Below are 18,088 nucleotides of genomic sequence, written 5' to 3' on the forward strand. Positions count from 1 at the left end.
CGCGCAAGCCAGCGGCGTCTTCGCGGCGCGATCATCCTGAAGGAGTTCGCGATGTCCCTCTTCACCGCGTGGCGTTCGGCGCCGCGACCGCTTCGCATCGTCGTCGCGCGGATCGGCATTCTCATCCCGCAGATGTTCGGCGTGATGTTCGCGACCTTCCTGCTGATCCGCCTCCTGCCGGGCGACCCCGCGTTGCTCATGCTCGGCAACATGGCGACGCCAGACGCCATTGCATCGTTGCGCGAGAAGCTGCATCTCAACGGCACGGTGTGGTCGCAATTCGGCGGCTATCTCGTCGCGTTGATGCACGGCGACCTCGGCACCTCGATGTTCACCTCGAACCCCGTCACCGTGGATCTGCTGCAACGCGTGCCCGCCACGCTCGAACTCATCACCTATTCGATGATCCTCACCGTCGTGCTCGGCGTTGGAATCGCCGTGACCTCGGCGGTGCGACCGGGCGGACTGGTGGATCGCGCGAGCCGCGTCTACGGACTTGCCGCCGGCGCGATACCGGACTTCTGGGTCGGGCTCCTCCTCATCTACGCGCTCTTTCATATGGCGGGCATTGCGCCCGCGCCGTTCGGACGCGTCGATTCATTCGTCACGCCGCCGCCCACCGTCACCGGCTTCTACACCATCGACAGCGTGATTGCCGGCGACTGGGAAGCGTGGCGCTCGGCGGTCGCGCATCTGTGGCTGCCGGTGCTCACGCTCACCATCGTCAACATGGGCGGCCTGATGAAGCTCACGCGTTCGACTTTCGAGGGCATCTATCGCAGCGAGTTCATCCGCCATGCGCGCGCGTCCGGGCTTTCCGAGCCCATGCTCGTGCGAAGCGCGCTGCGCAACAGCCTGCCGCCCATCATTACCATGATCGGTTTTCTGTTCGGCTTCCTGCTTGGCGCGGCCGTGCTCGTGGAGACCATCTTCGCGTGGGGCGGCCTCGGGCAATACGCGGTGCAGGCCGTCATGAACAGCGACTATCCCGCGTTGCAGGGTTTCGTGCTCGTCGCGGCGGCCTTCATTCTGCTCGTCTACACGGCGGTGGACGTGCTCTACGGACTCGCCGATCCGAGGATCGAAATATGAAACCGATGAACGCGCTCTCCGCTTTTCGCCAGCGTCTCGACAAAGCGCTGATCTTCGGGCTTGCGCTGCTCGTGTTGCAGATCGTGCTGATCGTATTCGCGCCGCTCATCGCACCGCATTCGCCAATAGAAGCGGACCCGTCCAATATTCTGAAGGCGCCTTCGTGGCACTACTGGTTCGGCACCGACGTATCGGGCATGGACATTCTCTCGCGCGTGATCTACGCAACGCGCATCAACCTGCTGATCAGCGTGACGGCCGTGGCGATTGCCTTCGTGATCGGCGTGCCGATTGGTCTTTTCATCGGCTACTACCGGAATATGTTGAGCACACTCGTGATGCGCGTGTTCGACTTCATTCAGTCGTTTCCGGTGTTCGTTATCGGCATGGCGCTGGTGTCGGTCATGGGCCAGGAAATCTGGAACGTGGCGATCGTGCTCGCCGTGCTTTTCATTCCGATGTTCGCGCGCCTGATCCGCGCCGAAGTGCTCTCGTTGCGCGACCGCCCGTTCATCAGCGCGGCGCGTTGCAGCGGCGCGACGGACGCGGGCATCATGTTCCGCCACATTCTGCCGAACGCGATCACGCCAGCCATCGTGCAGGTTTCGATCAGCATCGGCATGGCGATTCTTCTAACCGCGGGTCTTTCGTTCGTCGGCGCGGGCGTGCGCATGCCGACGCCCGAATGGGGCTTGATGGTTGCCAACGGCGCGCAGCAAATGATTCTCGGCGTGTGGTGGGCGGCGCTCTTTCCGGGCCTTGCCATCATCGTGTCCGTGCTGACCTTCGCCATTCTCGGCGACGCCGTCAAACGTATTGCGGAACCCGTCTCGCGAGGTGAGCAATGAACGCGTCTTCGCGACCCGTGCTGCTGGAAGTCGAACGGCTCACCGTCTCGTTCGGCGATACTCCCGCCCGCCGCGTTCTCGATGAAGTGAGCTTCACGCTGCGCCAGGGCGAGATTCTCGGCATCGTCGGCGAAACCGGCGCGGGCAAGTCGGTGCTGGCGCGCTCGATCATCGACCTGTTGCCGGAGGGCGGACACATCGACGGCGGGCGGGTGATGCTCGCGGGGCAATCCGTGCTCGACATGCCCGCGCGCGAGAAGCGGCGCTTTCGCGGCGGCGAGGTCGCGCTGATCGGCACCAATGCAAAGATGCTGCTCGATCCGGTGGAGACAGTCGGCGCGCAGATCGTGCGCGTGTTGCGCGTGCATAAACGCATTGGACGGCAGGCGGCATGGCGCGAGGCGATCGAACTCTTTAAGCAAGTGGGGATCGTGAATCCGGAAGCGCGCGCGCATGCTTATCCGCACGAACTATCGGGCGGCATGGCGCAGCGCGTGGTCATTGCGATGGCGTTGATCGCCCAGCCCAAGGTCTTGCTCGCCGACGACGCCACGCTCGGTCTCGACGCGACAATCCAGTTGCAGGTGCTCGATCTGCTCGCGCAGAAGGGCCGCGATCTGGGCCTCGGCGTCGTGATGGTCACGCACGATCTCGGCGTCGTCGCCAACTATTGCGACCGCGTGGCGATCATGAAAGACGGCCGGCTGATCGAGCTCGCTTCGGTCGGACCTTTTCTGCGCAGCCCGCAAGAACCGTACAGCCGCGAGTTGCTCGATGCCGCGAAAGCGCGCCCCGCGCCGCGCGAGCCCGATCTGCGCACGGACGCCGACAAGGCCGCCGCGCGCCGTCCTTTGCTCGAAGTCGAACACCTGGTGAAGACCTTCGTCTCGGACCGCAATCATGCCGTCGTGCGCGCGATCGACGATGTGTCCTTCGCCATCGCGAAGGGCGAGACCCTCGCGCTCGTCGGCGAGAGCGGCTCGGGCAAGACGACGACCGGCCAATGCTTGTTGCGTCTGCTCGATGCGGACTCCGGCGTGATTCGCTTCGATGGTGTGAACACGCTCGATCTGTCGGAACGCGCATTCCGGGCCGTGCGACGGCGCATGCAGATGGTCTTCCAGGAGCCTTATGTATCGCTCAATCCGCGCTGGCAGGTCCGCGATCTGATTGCAGAGCCGTTCGCGCTCGGCGAGAAGCTCACGCGCGCCGACCGCGAGGCGCGCGTGCTGCATCTGCTCGATCTCGTGAATCTGTCGCGACGGCGCGCGACTGCGTATCCGCATGAGTTGACGGCGGGCGAACAGAAACGCGTGGGCATTGCGCGGGCGCTCGCGGCCAATCCCGACTTCGTCGTCTTCGATGAATGCACGACCGCGCTCGATATTCGCGTGCGTGCGCAGATCATCGACCTCGTGCGTAACCTGCAGGCGGAGATGGGCTTGTCCGCCTTGTTCATCACGCACGATCTGAACTCCGTGCGCTCGCTCGCGCACTATGTCGCGGTCATGCGCAACGGCAGGATCATCGAAACTGGCGAGGCTGAAACCGTATTCGAGCGGCCGGTCGAAGAGTACACGCGCAAGCTCCTGAAGGCCGAGTTGCCGATAGAGGAAGTCGCAAAGACGGTTCACCATCTCGATGTCGCGGGAGAAAGACAATGAGCGTGCCGCAGAGAATCATCGTAACGGGCGCGGCGGGGCTCGTGGGCCGCGCGGTGGTCCGGCTTTTAAACGCGCGTGGCGATGAAGTCGTCGCGATGGATCGCAGCGGCGGGCTGCGCATAGACGATGTCACCGTCGCCGAATGCGATCTGCGCCACGTGCACGGACTGCATGCGCTGGCGCGCGGCGGCGTGTCGGGCGTCATTCATTGCGGTGCGTTTTCCGGGCCGATGGTCGCGCGCGATAACCCCGCCGCCATGTTCGACGTGAACATCGGCGGCACGGCCAACATGCTGGAAATAGCGCGCATACATGGCGCGCGCCGCTTCGTGTATTGCTCGTCGACGAGCGCTTATGGCGATACGCCGCCTGGTCCCGTCCCCGAAGACGTCGTGCTCGCGCCCGCCAGTCTCTACGGCGCGAGCAAGGTCTGCGGCGAGCAACTCGTCAGCGCCTACGCGCGGCAATACGGCGTGGATGGCGTGAGTCTGCGGCTGTCGTGGGTGTACGGCCCGCATCGCACGACCGACTGCATGATCCGCCGCATGCTTACCGACGCCATGGCGAAGCAGCCGACGCGCGTGCCGTTCGGCTTCGACTTTCATCGCCAGTACATTCATGTCGACGATGCCGCCGCCGCGCTCGTCGCCGCGCTCGATGCGCCGTCGCTGCCGCGCCGCACCTACAACATCACCGGTGGCGTGCGCGCGACGCTCGGCGAAGTGGCGGATATCGTACGCCGCGTGATGCCCGGCGCGGATATCGAACTCGCGCCCGGTCCCGATCCGCTCGACGAGAATCAGGAACGCTTCGACATTTCGGCGGCGGCCACGGACTTGGGTTACAGGCCGCGCCTCGAACTCGAAGCGGGCATTCGCGCTTACGCGCAATGGCTCGCCGAAACATCGGCCGAAACCGCATGATCGAATCAAGGAGGAGCATCAGCATGGAATCGTTCTCGCTGAAGGGCCGCACGGCGTTCGTGACCGGCGGCAACACGGGTATCGGCCGCGCCATCGTGCAACTGTTCGCGGCTCAGGGCGCGAAGGTCGGCATTTCGCATATCGGCGATGCAGCCGGCGCGCAAGCACTCGCCGACGAACTCGCCGCCAGCGGTGCAGAAGCCGCCGTGACCGAATGCGACGTCACCGATGCCAATGCCGTCGCGCGCCTGAACGCATGGAGCCGTGAGCATCTCGGCCCCGTCGATATTCTCGTGAATGCGGCGGGAATCAGCGGCGAGACGCCGTTCGTCGATCTGTCCATCGACGAATGGGACCGCATGATGGCCGTGAATCTGCGCGGCACGTTCCTCGTCACCAAGCAGTTTTTCGCGGACATGATCGCGCGCAAGTACGGCCGCGTCATCAACATCGCCTCGCAACTCGCGTACAAGGGCACGTACGACATGAGCCACTATTGCGCGTCGAAGGCGGGCGTGGTCGGCTTCACGCGCGCGCTGTCCTACGAAGGCGCGCCGCACGGCGTGACCGTCAACGCCATTGCGCCGGGCCCCGTCGAAACCGCGATGCTCGCGAGCTTCACAAACGAATGGCGCGCGATGAAGTTCGCGCAGCTTCCCGCCGGCCGCTTCGGTGAAACCGGCGAGATTGCGCCCACCGCGCTCTTGCTCGCATCGGAAACGGGCGGCGCGTATTTCATCGGTCAGACGCTCTCGCCCAATGGCGGCGACGTGATGCTCTGAGCCCGCTCATCCTTTCGAAACACCACGACACGACACAGGAGTGCAGCATGGATCTCGATCGCGATTTCATCGGTTATGGCGCGCATCCACCCCACGCGCGATGGCCGGGCAACGCGCGTATCGCCATCAACTTCGTGATGAATTACGAGGAAGGCTCGGAGCCTTCCATCGGCGATGGCGAAGCCGCCACCGAGACCTGGTTCACCGAATCGCACGGCTTGAACTCCGGCGTGCGCGGCCGCGATCTTGCAGCCGAAGGTCTCTTCGAATACGGCAGCCGCGTGGGGTTCTGGCGCCTCATGCGGCTTTTTCGGGAGCGCGGCCTGCCGCTCACCGTGTATGGCTGCGCGCTGGCGCTCGAACGCAATCCGCAGGCAGCGGAAGCCATACGCCATTCAGGCTTCGACGTGTGCAGTCACGGCTGGCGCTGGATCAAGCATTACGACCTGAGCGAGGAAGAGGAACGCGAGCATATTCGCCGCGCGATCGAGTCGCTTGAGCGCACGACGGGCGAGCGTCCGTACGGCTGGTATTGCCGCTATTCGCCTTCGATAAACACGCGAAGGCTGCTCGTCGAGGAAGGCGGCTTTCTCTACGATTCCGACTACTACGGCGATGAATTGCCCTTCTGGAAGGTGGTTCAGGGCCAGCCGCATTTGGTGATACCCTACTCGCTGACCACGAACGACGGTCAGTTCGCCGGGTCGGTAGGCACGGCCAATCAGTGGTTCGAATTCATGCGCGACAGCTTCGACATGTTGTATAGCGAAGGCGCGACACAACCGAAGATGATGTCGGTCGGGCTGCATATGCGGCTCATCGGTCATCCGGCGCGCGCGGCGGGTCTCCAGCGTTTCCTCGATCATGTGATGAAGCACGAGGACGTGTGGGTCACGCGGCGTATCGACATTGCGAACCATTGGATCAAGGAACATCCGTTCGTGCGGTAAGCGGTCGGGCGAAGCGAGCCTGACCATCGGCATGTCTCTTTCGACATGCGCCAATCCATCAGACGCGGCACATGCTAAAAACCGTCGGCGAAACGCAGAAACTCAAGCCCCGCAAGACAGGCGACGGCGACAACACCAGCGAAGAGATTTACGAACAGATCTACGTCGCACTACTGGAGCATCGGCTCGTGCCTGGCACGAAGCTCGCCGAAGAACGTCTGGCCAGTATCTTCGGCGTGAACCGGGCACGTGTGCGCGACGCGTTGAGCCGGCTTGCGTATGAACAGATCGTCGAGGTGTATCCGAAGAAAGGCTGGTTCGTCGCGAAGCCTTCGGTGGACCAGGCGCGCGATGTTTTCGAAGCGCGCAGGGTGATCGAACCCGCGGTCATTGCGCGGCTCACGCGCAGCATCACGCCTGACAAGCTCGCGCAAATGCGCGAGCACTTGCGGCTCGAAATGGACGCGCGCGAGCGTTCGGACAAGCGCGCGGTCATCCGGCTCTCGGGCGAATTTCACAATCTCGTGGCGACGCTCGCGGGTAACTCGTCGTTCACGCGCAGCGTGCGCGAACTATCGACACTGACGTGCCTCGTCATCCTGCTCTATAACGCGCCGATAACGTCGAGTTGCCGCGCCGATGAACACACCGCTATCGTCGATGCAATCGCCAAGGGCGACGGCGACAAGGCGGCGGAGTTGATGCTGCATCACCTCGATCACATTCAAAGCGCGCTCAATCTGGATGTGGTCGAGGAGGAAGTGGACCTGGAAGCGATATTCAAGCGCTAGGGTGCTTCTTTGAAGGCATCGAGCCATCCGAGCCCCGCGACCGTCGATTCACGAGGCCGATACTCGCAGCCAATCCAGCCTTCGTAACCCTGCGCCCGGATACTCGCGATCAACTCGTTCCACGGCATGTCGCCGGTGCCGGGTTCGTGGCGGCCGGGTGCGTCGGCGAATTGAATGTGCGCGACGTCGGGCGCATACAAGGCGAATTGCTCGACCACATCGAGGCCGCTCATGCGGCAATGATAGGCATCGAAAAGCAGGCGCACTTTAGGTTGCGCGATCTCCTTCATCAACGCATGCGCCTCTTCGAGGCTGCGCAGAGCATAGCCCGGTACGTCGATCTGATTGAGGCATTCGAGCAGCAGCGTGACGCCGCTATCGCGCGCCGCATCCGCAGCCCACGCGAGATTTTCACGCAACGTATCGCGCACCTGTTCAACGGGCACGCCGCCTGGCGCAAGTCCAGCCATCACGTGAATGAGCCCGCACTTCAGCGCCGACGCGTAATGCAGCGCACGCAACACGCCATCGCGATACCGCGCCCGTTCGCCGGGAATGCATCCGAACCCGTTACCGCCGATACTTCCAGGCGGCGCGGCGGGCGTGTTGATCAGCACTTGCCGAAGCCCCGTGGCATCGAGCGTCGCCTTGAGAATCGCAGGCTCGAACTCATAAGGCGACGCGTACTCGACCGCGCTAAAGCCCTGCTTTGCGGCCGCCTCGAAGCGTTCGAGAAAGGGCAGCTCCGTAAAGAGCCACTTGAGGTTCGCGCAGAACCTGAGCGAAGTACCGTTCGATGTCTGCATCACTTCAGTCCGACGATCAGCTCGACTTCCACCGGCGCGCCATGCGGAAGCTGCTGCACGCCGATCGCGCTGCGTGCGTGTCCGCCGACTTCGCTGCCCAACGCGTCGATGAGTACGCGCGAGGCCGCGTCGATCACCTTGCCCTGCGCCGTGAAGTCCGGCGAGCACGCAACGAAGCCGGTCAACTTGAGCACGGCCGCGATTTTCTCGCGCGAGCCGAGCGCGCGCTCCAGCGCCGCGAGACACGCATGCGCGCAAAGCGCGGCCGCGGCTTCGGCGTCGGGCATCGCAATCTCTTCGCCGACCTTACCGCGATACGTCAGTTCGCCCGCCTCGCGCGGAAGCTGTCCGCTTACGAACGCAAGATTGCCGAATAGCCGTACCGGCGTGACCAGGGTGGAAGCATTCGATGAATTCATGTCACCGCCCGTTCAATAAACGCTGCGCGAAATGTCGATTCCGAAATACTTCTTCCAGACCGCGTTGAGCTTGCCGTTCTGAAGATTGCTCGCAACCCACGTATCGAGCCAGCCTTGCATGGCGGCATCGTTTCGCTTGAGGCCGATGGCGAGCGGGTCTTCGGCCACTTGGAACTGATACTCGAAGTTGGATGCGGGGCTCGTCTCTTTGACGGCAAGCGCATCGGCAAGCGCAGCCACGAAGATGCTCTGCTGACCCGACGACACCGCCGTACGCTCGGTGGCCTCGTCCAGATAGCGGACGATGTTCACGTCCTTCACGCCCTTGTCCTTGATCGCCGCAACGAGATCCAGATCGGCCGTGGTGCCGCGCGCCGTAGCCACCGTCTTGCCGGCAAGACTCTCGACATCCTTCAGCGTGTTCTTGCCCGGCGCGACGACGAAGATCGGCTCGGTGGCATACGGGCGGCTGAAGCCGATCACCTTCTTGCGTTCATCGGTGACGGAGAACGACGCAACGACGATATCCGCCTTGCCCGTCAGCAAGAACGGAATGCGGTTGGGTCCGTTCACGGGGACGATATTCAGCTTCACGCCGAGGTCGTTCGCAATCAGGCGCGCGATATCGAGGTCGGTGCCGGTCTGCACGGCGTTCGCGTCGATCATGCCGTAAGGAGGATGCGTGAAGTCGATACCCACGTTGATGCTGCCGCGCGACTTGATGTCGGCGAGCGTGTCGGCGCTGGCCGCGCTATTAAGCGCGCATAAGGTCAAGGTCATTGCAAGGAATCGGGTCCAGCCGCGCTTCAGGTTCATTTCGCGTGCCTCTGGTTCAAAGGTTGATGAGTAAAAGGGTTACAGCCCGTTGCCTACGAAAACTTGAAGCTCGGCGGTTCTGGGCGCTTCGAGCATCGCGCCGCTACCCGCTTCCCAAACCACGCCGTCGTTCATGAACACCACTTTCTGCGCGACCGAACGCGCAAACGCCATCTCGTGCGTGACGATCAGCATGGTCATGCCATCGCGCGCAAGCCGTTCCATCACGCGCAGCACTTCGCCGGTGAGTTCGGGATCGAGCGCGGATGTCACTTCGTCGAACAGCATCACGGCAGGTTGCATGGCGAGCGAACGCGCAATCGCCACGCGTTGCTGCTGACCGCCCGAGAGTTCATGCGGATACGCCGATGCACGCGCGCCGAGTCCCACCTGATCGAGCACGTGTGCCGCGAGTTCGTCAGCGGCGGCGCGCGCGAGACGGCGCACCTTGAGCGGCGCGAGCGTGATGTTCTGCTTGACGGTCAGATGCGGAAACAGGTTGTAGCTCTGGAACACGATGCCCACGTCGAGCCGCAATGCGCGCAGGTCCACTTCCGTATCGCCGAGCTTGTGCCCGCATACTTCCAGCGTTCCGCCAGTGATGCGTTCGAGGCCGTTCACGCAGCGTAGCGCCGTGCTCTTGCCGGACCCCGAGCGGCCGATGAGCGCGACGACTTCGCCCTTGCGCACATCGAGATCGATACCCTTCAGCACTTCGGTCGAACCGTAAGCCTTGCGCACGCCCTTGAAAGTGACGATGTTGTTCATTGCGTCGAATCCTTGCCGAGTCTCGCACCGAAGCGTCCCATGCGTTCCAGCCGGACACTCATGCGCGCCACGGGATAACAGAGAATGAAATACACGCCAGCCGCGAGCGTGAAGATGACGAACGGCTCGAACGTGGTGTTGTTGACCATGCGCGACGTGTAGGTCAGCTCGCTCATGCCGATGACGACCGCATACGACGTGTTCTTAATGAGCGCGACGACGAAGCCAACTGTCGGTGGCACCGAGATGCGCAGCGCTTGCGGGAGGATCACGTGCACCATGCGCTGCAGATACGAGAGCGCGAGCGACTCTCCCGCTTCCCATTGCGTGGCGGGCACGGCGAGAATCGCGCCTTTCCATATCTCGGCGAGATAGGCGCCGGCGTTGACGGCGAGCGCGACGGATGCGGCAATGACCGGCAACACGTCGAAGCCGAAGAGCCCGATGCCGAAGTACACGACGAACATCGCGACAGGCAGCGGAATGCCCTGCATCACGATGACGTAGGCGCGGCCGAGCCTCAACGCAATGCCGCGTCCCGACACGAGCAAGAGCGCCACGGGCAAGCCGATGATCGCACCACCCACCGCTCCCGCGACCGACAATTCGACGGTGGCGAGCGTACCCTTGAGCATGTAGGCGAGCTGGGCGTCCGTGAGGTTGAAGATCATGAACGTCCTCCGCGCGCACCCGCAAGACCCAGACGCGGAAACATGAACGCGCCTGCCGCAAGCAACGCCCAGCGCAACGCGCTGGCGAGCGCCAGATAAGCGAGCGCGATCACCATGTACGCCTCGAAACCACGAAACGTGATCGACTGAATCAGATCGGCAATGCCCGTGAGTTCCTCCGCCGATATCTGCGACATGATGGAAGTGGCGAGCATCATCAGGATGAACTGACTCACGAGTGCGGGATACATCTTCTCCACCGCCTGCGGAATCTCGACATGCCACAACACTTGCCGCCGCGACATCGCGAGACACGACGCCGCTTCGATCTGGCCTTGCGGCACCGCTTCCAGCCCCGCGCGCATGATCTCCGCCGTGTAGGCGCTGACGTTGACCACGAGCGCTGCAATGGCTGCCTCGAACGCGGGTACGTGCAACTTGATCGCCGCGAGCCCGAAGAAAATCCAGAACACTTGCAGCACGAGCGGCGTGTTGCGGATCACCTCGACATACGCGCGAATGGCACGCGAAAGACCGGCGCCGCCATGCAGACGGCCCACGGCGAGCGCCACGCCCAAGGCGAACCCTGGCACGGTCGCGACGATGGTCATGCGTATCGTCAGCCAGATGCCGTAGAGCAGATCGCCCCAGTACTGCTGCAGGAAGCTGAAATCGAATTGATAGTTCATGGCCGGCGGAAGGCTGTGGCTGCTGAATTAATCGAGACACTCGAGGCCGAACTTCTCGTAGGCATCGCGTGCGGCGGGCGAATCGAGTGCGAGGAGCAAGGCTTCGGTTTCAGGCGTTTCGTCGGCACCCGCGAAGGCGGCGATGGAGAAGCACGTGTACGACTGCACTTCCTCGGGCAGCGGACCGGCGATCTTTACGCCCGACACCATCGCAAGTTCGCTGAGTTGTTGAATGGCCACATCCGCATCGCCGCGCGTCACGCATTCGCCCGTGAATCCCTTGGGGATGACGGTCGCGTTTGTGTCGATCTGCTGCGCGATTCCGAGCCGCCCGAGCAAGGTCGCGAAGTAGACGCCGCTCGCGCCGCTACGCGAATACGCAACGGACTTGGCCGCTAGCAGACAGCGCTTCAACTCGTCGACGGTGCGAAGCGGCGGCGCAGACGCATTGCTCGCGACCGCCACGCCTATCCCGGTGCGCACGATTGCACGCGCCCCGCGCGGGCTCAGAACACGTTGCGCGATGAGATCGTCGATGGCGGAGGTCACCGCGACCATCACGCTCGCACGCTCGCCACGCACGATGCGTTCGAGCAGCACGTTGGTGGGATCGAACGTCGCGTTCACAGCCAAGCCGTGGTGCCTCTCGAAGGCGGGCAGCACGCTTTCTGTAAGCGCGCCTTTCACGGCCAGCGTGCTCATGAGCGTAAGCGGCCTTGTCTCGTGGATCATCGGTTAGCTCCTTCTCTCAAAGACCAAGGCGGCTTTTGAGCCGCCGCACCGCGCTTTGCGGAGCGGCGAACACGGGAACACGCACCGCTTCTGTCACGAGCGCCTGCGCACGCGAAGTGGAGAAATGCGCGAGCAGGATCGCGTCGTAGCCATGCAGCTTCGCGGCTTCCTGGGCCACGAGCGCGTTGTGTGCCGATGCATCACCCGCACGCAGCTTCGTCATGGCTTCGGCGGCCACGAACGTATCGAGCGTCGCTTGCGGATTGATGCGCGCGGCTTCCTCGGCGAACTCGGCTTCCATCGTCGGCACAGCCGGGGCGAAGGTCGCGATCATCGCGAGACGACTGCCGCAGGCAAGCGCGTCCTGAAACATCGCGTCGTTCGGCTTGCAGACCGGCACTGGCAACTCGCGATCCGCTTTCTCTATGGCCGGACCAAACGCCGAACAGGTCGCGAGAATCGCGTCCGCGCCCGCTTCGTAGCCATAGCGCACGAGATTCACGAAGCGCTGCATCAGCGCCGGCGTGAGTTGCTCGTCCGCTGCGCGCGCGGCCGTGAGACCGTCGTCAAGCAGATTGCTCAAGCGCGCTTCGGGCCAGTCCGCTGCGAACGCGCGATGGATAGGCTCCATCGCGACCGGCGTGGCATGCAGCAATACGATCGAAAGATCCTGTCTCATGGCCCGTGCCCCTAGCGCGCCACGCCCGGCGAAGACGAACGCGCGACCAGCGCCTGAATGCCGTCGATGATCGCAACGTGGTCTTCCAGCGGCAACCGGTCGATGGTCATCTGCAGCTTGCCGGGACGATCCACGCGGCTGTCGTCGATGGCCTGACCGATCTCCACGGCCGCTGCCAGCACCTCCTTCTCGAACGCGCCGTTGAAATGCGCGAGAAGCGGCTGTGCCAGCTCCGGCTTCAACTCCGCGACCGCGCCGAGCAAGCCATACGCGCCCCAGTTGGCGACGCCAGACACGATCAGATAGTCGGCCGGCGTGCGCGCGGCGATGAGCGGTCCGTTCGGAATGTCCGTTTCGACGATCTCTTTCGGCAACACGCCCATGCCGATCTCATTGCCGCCGTCGCCGATCCCGATGGTTTTCCACGGCGCCTGCCATCCTTCGTCGGCGAAGAGGTAGTCGAGCGCGGCGGTGTCGTCGGAGATATCCCAGCCATGCTCGCGATGCGCGCGCCCGTCGGAGCCGAGCGAACAACGTTCGATGGCGATCAGATGCGTAATCGGATGCTCCGCCGTTTCGAGGCGCTTGCGCAGATCGCGCACGGCGGTGTCGTCGACATCGACCACTTCGAGCGCGACCTTGCCCGGCAACACGCGCGTCACGGCCCATGCGGCCTTGGCGCAAGGCGCATCGGTAATGACAGTCACGCGCATTCCCGCTTCGACAAAACCCGCTGCCAGTTGCGCCATGCCGTTGAGCCCGTCCGTTTCGGGCGAAGGCGGCTCGGCATGACGCACGAAAAATCCGCAGACGATGCCGATATGCGGCTCACGTTGTCCCGCAATGCTCGCGGCGGCGCGCGCCAGATTGCCCTTCGCGAAGGCGACCAGACGGCTGATGTCGCGCCGTACTTTCTGGCCGACGAGCGTTTCGATTCCTTCTATTGCGTCGCTCAACTCGTTCTCCTTTATTGGTGTGTCGTGCACGAACGGCCTGTTCGCAGGCGTGCCAGGGTCCTTCCGGGTCAGCGCCAGAATGTGTTTGGAACCTGGGTCGTCAGTGAAGAAGCCGGGTGCTTCGAATTGCTCGTCGATGAGCAACGACCCAACCTTAGCATGTGAATATACGTCGCGTATACTTTTCAAAAAAATAGTTGTTCATGCGCGCAAGAGCGTTATTGAGCAAGGCGAAGGCGTAATAGCCGACATCCTATATACTTCGCATATACGAAATTGAACGCCTGCGCCAGGGCGGGAAAGCGAGAGACTATGCCGAAGCTGAAAACCGCCGCCGCGAAGACCGCCGGCAGAACCGTGTCGCGCAAGACGTCGGCGAAAGCCGCGCTCGTGTCATCCGACGATCCATCGCAATCGATACTCGATGCAGCCGAACCCGTCGCCGCCGAAAGCTCGATGAGCCAAACCGATTCGGCCGTGAACGCCATTCGCTCGCGCATCATCGATCTGACGATTTCGCCGGGCAGCCGTATAGACGAACCCATGCTGCTGAACGACTTCATGCTCGGACGCACGCCTGCGCGCGAGGCCATCAACAGGCTGGTCGCGGAAGGCTTCGTGAATATCGTGCCCAACCGCGGCGGGACCTTCGTGCGCCGGCTCGACTTCGAGGAGATCGGCGAGATTCTCGTCGCGCATCAGCTCGCCGAGAATATCCTCGCGCAGATGATGCGGTTCGAACCGGGACTGGCGGAAGACCTGACGACGATTCAGACGCAATACGTCACGCAAGTTCAGGCGCGCGCGTTTCTGAACATCACCGCGCTCAACGAGAAGTTCCACATGCGAATGAATCAGGCCGTGGGCAATGGCTTTTTCTATGAGTTTGCGCAATCGACGCACCGCCATGTCCGGCGGCTTTTAGTGCATCTCTACAAGATGGAAGCCGAATCGACGCCCGAAGAGCAGGACCTGCAGTTCGACAGGAACTTGCGTGAGCACGACAAAATCATCGATATCGTCAAGCGCAAGGACCGCGCGGCGCTCGTGAAGTATCTGCCCGCACATGCGCGAGCGACACAGGACAGGTTCGTGCATCTGCTCAAGAGTCGCAATGCCCCGCCGTTCGATCTCAACGTCAAGCAGTTTCCCTGACGCGCCGGTGCATCTTCAATACGCGTACTCGCCGATCACTCGCCTCACTGTCTCGAGCGAATCGCGCAGCACATCGCGCTCGACGGAACCCAGCGCCAGCCGAATGGCATGCGGCACATGCGGCGAAACCGAATAAGGTTCAGCGGTCGCCACCGAAATGCCCTCGCGCATGAGTGACGCTGCGACCTGATCGGCGCGAACCTCTTCCGCGAGCGGCAGCCACACGAAATACGACGCAGGATGACGGACGCATCGCATGCCCGCGAGGATGTCGGCGGCCATTGCCTGACGATGCTTCGCGTCGCGACGCTTCTCCGCTTCGAGCCGGCGCACGGTGCCATCGGTGAGCCATCCGCAAGCAATTGCCGTCATCACGCCCGGCGTGTTCCAAGTGGTCGCTCTTACAGCGCGTTCGATCGCTTTCATGGCGTCGGCGAATGCCACCACGAAACCCACGCGCAAGCCCGTCGCGACGCTCTTCGAAAGCCCGGAGACATAGACGGTCGACTCGGGTGCGAGCGCGGCCAGCGGTGCGGGAGGATCGTCGACGAGGAAGGCGTATGCGGCGTCCTCGATGATCAAAAGCCCGTGCTTTCTTGCAATCGCCACAAGTTGCTTGCGACGATGCGCGCTCATCACCCAGCCAAGCGGATTGTGCAGCGTGGGCATGGCGTAGACCGCCCGCACGCGGCGCGTTTTGCATAAGTGGTCCAGCGCATCCAGATCAGGCCCGGAGCCGGCCGTTGGAATCGGCGCGAGTTCGAGCCCGTGCGCCTCGGCCAGTACCTTGAAGCCGGGATACGTCAATGCATCGGCCGCGACGACATCGCCGGGACGAAGCAAGCCCACGACGGTCGCCGCGAGCCCCGCTTGCGCGCCGTTGACGATGGACACTTCGTTCGCGCTCACCGCAAGCCCGCGCGCCTTCAAATGTCGCGCCACGATTGCCCGTTCATGCGGACGGCCACCGTGAGGCTGGTAACGAAGCAGACTTTCGAGATCGCCCGAAGCGGCGAGCTGGCGCAAGGCGTTGCGCAGCAACTCGGCCTGACCCGGCAGCGACGGATAATTGAAGTTGAGATCGATCATGTCCGATCCCAACACGTGCTGATCGACACCCAGGCCCGGCGGCAGCGAGATTTCCCGCACGAAAGTGCCGCGCCCGGTCTCGCCGCGCACGAGGCCCATGGCTTCGAGTTCCGCATAGACGCGCGACGCCGTGACGAGAGCGAGGCCCTTCGTGGCCGCAAGCTGGCGATGCGTGGGCAGGCGCGTGCCCGCGCGCAAACGGCCCGCGCGGATATCGGCGGCCAAGGAATCGACGAGCGTCTTGTAGCGGGGCTGGGCCATGCGAAGATGTATCCATGACAATTATTTGATTGTAATGGACTCCTGGTTTAGCATCGGCTCATTCGATCATTCAAACGCTCAACGGTGCGCCATCATGCATATCGCCATTCTCACGTTCGAAGGCTTCAACGAACTCGATTCGTTCATCGCGCTGGGCATTCTCAATCGCATCAAAAAGCCACACTGGCGCGTGTCGATTGCGACACCCGAAACGCGCGTGAAGTCGATGAACGGCGTGGTGATCGAAGGCCACATTTCCCTGCGCGAGGCGAGTGACGCGGATGCGGTCATCGTCGGAAGCGGGTTGCTGACGCGCGAAGTCGTCGCCAATGCAGCGCTCATGGCGCAGATGCGGTTCGATCCGGCGCGGCAGTTACTCGGCGCGCAGTGTTCGGGCACGCTCGTGCTGGCAAAGCTCGGGTTGCTTGGGGGTGTTCCCGCTTGTACCGATCTGACGACGAAGCCGTGGGTCGAGGCAGCCGGCGTCGATGTGTTGAATCAGCCGTTTTTCGCCAACGGCAATGTGGCAACCGCTGGCGGCTGTCTTGCTTCGCAGTATCTGGCAGCTTGGGTTATTGCGCGATTCGAAGGCGTGGAAGCGGCCGAAAGCGCGCTGCATTATGTGGCCCCTGTGGCCGAGAAAGAAGACTACGTTGCGCGCGCCATGCGCAATATCACGCCGTACCTGGCGCTCTCGCCTACGCTTTGATGTGCGGCGAGAGCGCTTCGAATCTTCAAGCGCTCTCGGCCACCGCAATCGGCCGCCCTTCTCGCGCCGACCGATAAATCGCCTCCATCAACACCTGATCGCGCAGACCTTCTTCACCCGGTGTGTCGGGCTGGCGATCATCGCGCACGCACTGCGCGAAGTGGTCGATTTCAAGCATGAACTGATCCTTGAATTCGAGCCGCTGCTCTTCGACCACTTCGAAATCGTCCTTGCGTCGCGCAATGCGCATGCGCTGTCCCTTGTACGCAAACGCGTTCTCGATATCGATCCAGCCTCTCTCAAGACGGATACGCATATCCTTCGATTCATGCGCGCCGTAACTGCTTGCGCATTGCGCAATCGCGCCCGAGGGAAAGCGTAACGTGAACGCGATGGTTTCCTCCACTTCCCGATAGCGTTCGTCATCGGCGGGATTCACGATCTGCGCATAGACCTCGACGGGTTCCTCGCCGAGCACATGACGCACGCCATTCAAACAGTACAAGCCGATATCCGGCAACGCGCCGCCGCCCGCCAGGGCCGACCTCAAACGCCATTGACCGCCGGGACCTTGCACCTGCGCATTGGTCGCCTCGATGATGCGCGCCCTTCCCAGCTCGCCCGATTGCACGAGTTTCGTCGCTGCACTGTTGAAGACTTCGAATTGGCAACGGTAGGCCACCATGAGCTTGACGCCCGCCTTCGCGCAGGCGTCGATCATCTGGCGCGCCTCGTCGGCGGTGTTGGCCATCGGCTTTTCGCATAGCACATGCTTGCCGGCCTTCGCTGCTGCAATGACGTGCGGCAGATGCAAGCCGTTAGGCGTGACGACGTATACCGCTTGAATGTCGGGATTGTCGGCGAGACGCGATATGTCATCGTAGTCATGGACGGCCGCTTCGTTCACGCCGTATTGCGCGGCAACCGCCCGCGCCTTGTCTGGACTGCCCGACACCAGCCCCGCAACCCGCGCGTGCTTACTGTTCACGAACGCCGGCAAAATCTGTTCGAGCGCCAAACGTCCTAGACCGACGATTGCAAAGCCAACACGTTTGTCCGGCGATGTCGGTGCTGGCGGCGGAGGCGATGGCTTGTCCGCATCGCCCTTCCAGTTCGGGAACTCGACCTTGCCGTCCTTGACGCTGCCCACGTCGATCTCTGCGGGCGCTTGCCATTCGCCGGATGCGGGCAGCTTCGGGCCATCGGCGGTGCCAGGGCCGGTGACGGAATAGGGAGTCGTATCGTTGCCAGGCATGAGTAGTTTCTCCATCGTTGAACGATTGCTGGA

General features: G+C 62.8%; 20 protein-coding genes. 9 read left to right on the forward strand and 11 right to left on the reverse strand.

The window, feature by feature from the left end; translation table 11 throughout:
* The first annotated feature begins 51 nt into the window (after positions 1-51).
* From NCR40_RS30315 to NCR40_RS30345, 7 genes are all read left to right on the forward strand, one after another.
* Positions 52-1,092, forward strand: coding sequence for an ABC transporter permease (locus NCR40_RS30315; protein WP_244831172.1), 1,041 nt, complete (start codon positions 52-54; stop codon positions 1,090-1,092).
* Positions 1,089-1,940 (forward strand): ABC transporter permease, encoded by an 852-nt coding sequence (locus NCR40_RS30320; RefSeq protein WP_250511705.1) that lies wholly within the window; start codon positions 1,089-1,091, stop codon positions 1,938-1,940. Before NCR40_RS30315 ends, NCR40_RS30320 begins: the two co-directional genes overlap by 4 nt.
* Positions 1,937-3,604, forward strand: coding sequence for an ATP-binding cassette domain-containing protein (locus tag NCR40_RS30325; RefSeq protein WP_244831170.1), 1,668 nt, complete (start codon positions 1,937-1,939; stop codon positions 3,602-3,604). Before NCR40_RS30320 ends, NCR40_RS30325 begins: the two co-directional genes overlap by 4 nt.
* Positions 3,601-4,527: an NAD-dependent epimerase/dehydratase family protein gene (locus tag NCR40_RS30330; RefSeq protein ID WP_250511706.1), complete on the forward strand. Its 927-nt coding sequence runs from the start codon at positions 3,601-3,603 to the stop codon at positions 4,525-4,527. The genes NCR40_RS30325 and NCR40_RS30330 overlap by 4 nt, the downstream gene beginning before the upstream one ends.
* 23 nt (positions 4,528-4,550) lie before the next feature.
* The gene (locus NCR40_RS30335; protein ID WP_244831168.1) at positions 4,551-5,309 is read left to right on the forward strand and encodes an SDR family NAD(P)-dependent oxidoreductase; all 759 of its coding nucleotides are present in this window, start codon (positions 4,551-4,553) and stop codon (positions 5,307-5,309) included.
* A 47-nt stretch (positions 5,310-5,356) separates the two neighbouring features.
* The gene (locus NCR40_RS30340; protein WP_250511707.1) at positions 5,357-6,259 is read left to right on the forward strand and encodes a polysaccharide deacetylase family protein; all 903 of its coding nucleotides are present in this window, start codon (positions 5,357-5,359) and stop codon (positions 6,257-6,259) included.
* Positions 6,260-6,330: 71 nt separating this feature from the next.
* Complete coding sequence (locus tag NCR40_RS30345; RefSeq protein ID WP_244831166.1) at positions 6,331-7,050, forward strand: GntR family transcriptional regulator; 720 nt, start codon at positions 6,331-6,333, stop codon at positions 7,048-7,050.
* On the opposite strand, the gene NCR40_RS30350 is transcribed toward NCR40_RS30345, so the two are convergent.
* The 9 genes from NCR40_RS30350 to NCR40_RS30390 form a co-directional block, all read right to left on the reverse strand.
* On the reverse strand, positions 7,047-7,856 hold the full coding sequence (locus tag NCR40_RS30350) for a hydroxypyruvate isomerase family protein (RefSeq protein ID WP_250511708.1): 810 nt from the start codon (positions 7,854-7,856) through the stop codon (positions 7,047-7,049). The genes NCR40_RS30345 and NCR40_RS30350 overlap by 4 nt on opposite strands.
* Positions 7,856-8,275, reverse strand: coding sequence for a RidA family protein (locus NCR40_RS30355; protein WP_250511709.1), 420 nt, complete (start codon positions 8,273-8,275; stop codon positions 7,856-7,858). Before NCR40_RS30355 ends, NCR40_RS30350 begins: the two co-directional genes overlap by 1 nt.
* A gap of 12 nt (positions 8,276-8,287) precedes the next feature.
* Positions 8,288-9,055, reverse strand: coding sequence for a transporter substrate-binding domain-containing protein (locus tag NCR40_RS30360; protein ID WP_244831163.1), 768 nt, complete (start codon positions 9,053-9,055; stop codon positions 8,288-8,290).
* A 75-nt stretch (positions 9,056-9,130) separates the two neighbouring features.
* Entirely contained in the window at positions 9,131-9,859 is a 729-nt protein-coding gene (locus NCR40_RS30365; protein ID WP_250511710.1) for an amino acid ABC transporter ATP-binding protein, read from the reverse strand.
* Positions 9,856-10,530 carry an amino acid ABC transporter permease gene (locus NCR40_RS30370; RefSeq protein ID WP_250511711.1) on the reverse strand — a complete coding sequence of 225 codons (675 nt, stop codon included), beginning with the start codon at positions 10,528-10,530 and terminating at the stop codon, positions 9,856-9,858. Before NCR40_RS30370 ends, NCR40_RS30365 begins: the two co-directional genes overlap by 4 nt.
* Positions 10,527-11,219 carry an amino acid ABC transporter permease gene (locus tag NCR40_RS30375; RefSeq protein ID WP_244831160.1) on the reverse strand — a complete coding sequence of 231 codons (693 nt, stop codon included), beginning with the start codon at positions 11,217-11,219 and terminating at the stop codon, positions 10,527-10,529. Before NCR40_RS30375 ends, NCR40_RS30370 begins: the two co-directional genes overlap by 4 nt.
* 27 nt (positions 11,220-11,246) lie before the next feature.
* A complete protein-coding gene (locus tag NCR40_RS30380) occupies positions 11,247-11,951 on the reverse strand; it encodes a substrate-binding domain-containing protein (protein ID WP_250511712.1) in 705 nt (234 codons plus the stop codon).
* A gap of 16 nt (positions 11,952-11,967) precedes the next feature.
* Positions 11,968-12,630, reverse strand: a complete 663-nt coding sequence (locus NCR40_RS30385) for an aspartate/glutamate racemase family protein (protein WP_244831158.1) — start codon at positions 12,628-12,630, stop codon at positions 11,968-11,970.
* An 11-nt stretch (positions 12,631-12,641) separates the two neighbouring features.
* A complete protein-coding gene (locus NCR40_RS30390) occupies positions 12,642-13,586 on the reverse strand; it encodes a glutamate cyclase domain-containing protein (protein WP_250511713.1) in 945 nt (314 codons plus the stop codon).
* 312 nt (positions 13,587-13,898) lie between these two features.
* Here NCR40_RS30390 and NCR40_RS30395 point away from each other — a divergent pair, with 312 nt between their 5' ends.
* Positions 13,899-14,741 (forward strand): GntR family transcriptional regulator, encoded by an 843-nt coding sequence (locus tag NCR40_RS30395; protein ID WP_244831156.1) that lies wholly within the window; start codon positions 13,899-13,901, stop codon positions 14,739-14,741.
* Between the two features lie 15 nt (positions 14,742-14,756).
* On the opposite strand, the gene NCR40_RS30400 is transcribed toward NCR40_RS30395, so the two are convergent.
* Positions 14,757-16,091, reverse strand: a complete 1,335-nt coding sequence (locus tag NCR40_RS30400) for an aminotransferase-like domain-containing protein (protein WP_250511714.1) — start codon at positions 16,089-16,091, stop codon at positions 14,757-14,759.
* Between the two features lie 94 nt (positions 16,092-16,185).
* Here NCR40_RS30400 and NCR40_RS30405 point away from each other — a divergent pair, with 94 nt between their 5' ends.
* The gene (locus NCR40_RS30405) at positions 16,186-16,800 is read left to right on the forward strand and encodes a DJ-1/PfpI family protein (protein WP_244831154.1); all 615 of its coding nucleotides are present in this window, start codon (positions 16,186-16,188) and stop codon (positions 16,798-16,800) included.
* 25 nt (positions 16,801-16,825) lie between these two features.
* Here the strand turns inward: NCR40_RS30405 and NCR40_RS30410 are convergent, their stop codons facing one another.
* On the reverse strand, positions 16,826-18,055 hold the full coding sequence (locus NCR40_RS30410) for a Gfo/Idh/MocA family protein (RefSeq protein ID WP_250511715.1): 1,230 nt from the start codon (positions 18,053-18,055) through the stop codon (positions 16,826-16,828).
* Between the last annotated feature and the right edge of the window lie 33 nt (positions 18,056-18,088).

This window comes from Caballeronia sp. GACF4, from assembly GCF_023631025.1.
Lineage (GTDB): Bacteria > Pseudomonadota > Gammaproteobacteria > Burkholderiales > Burkholderiaceae > Caballeronia.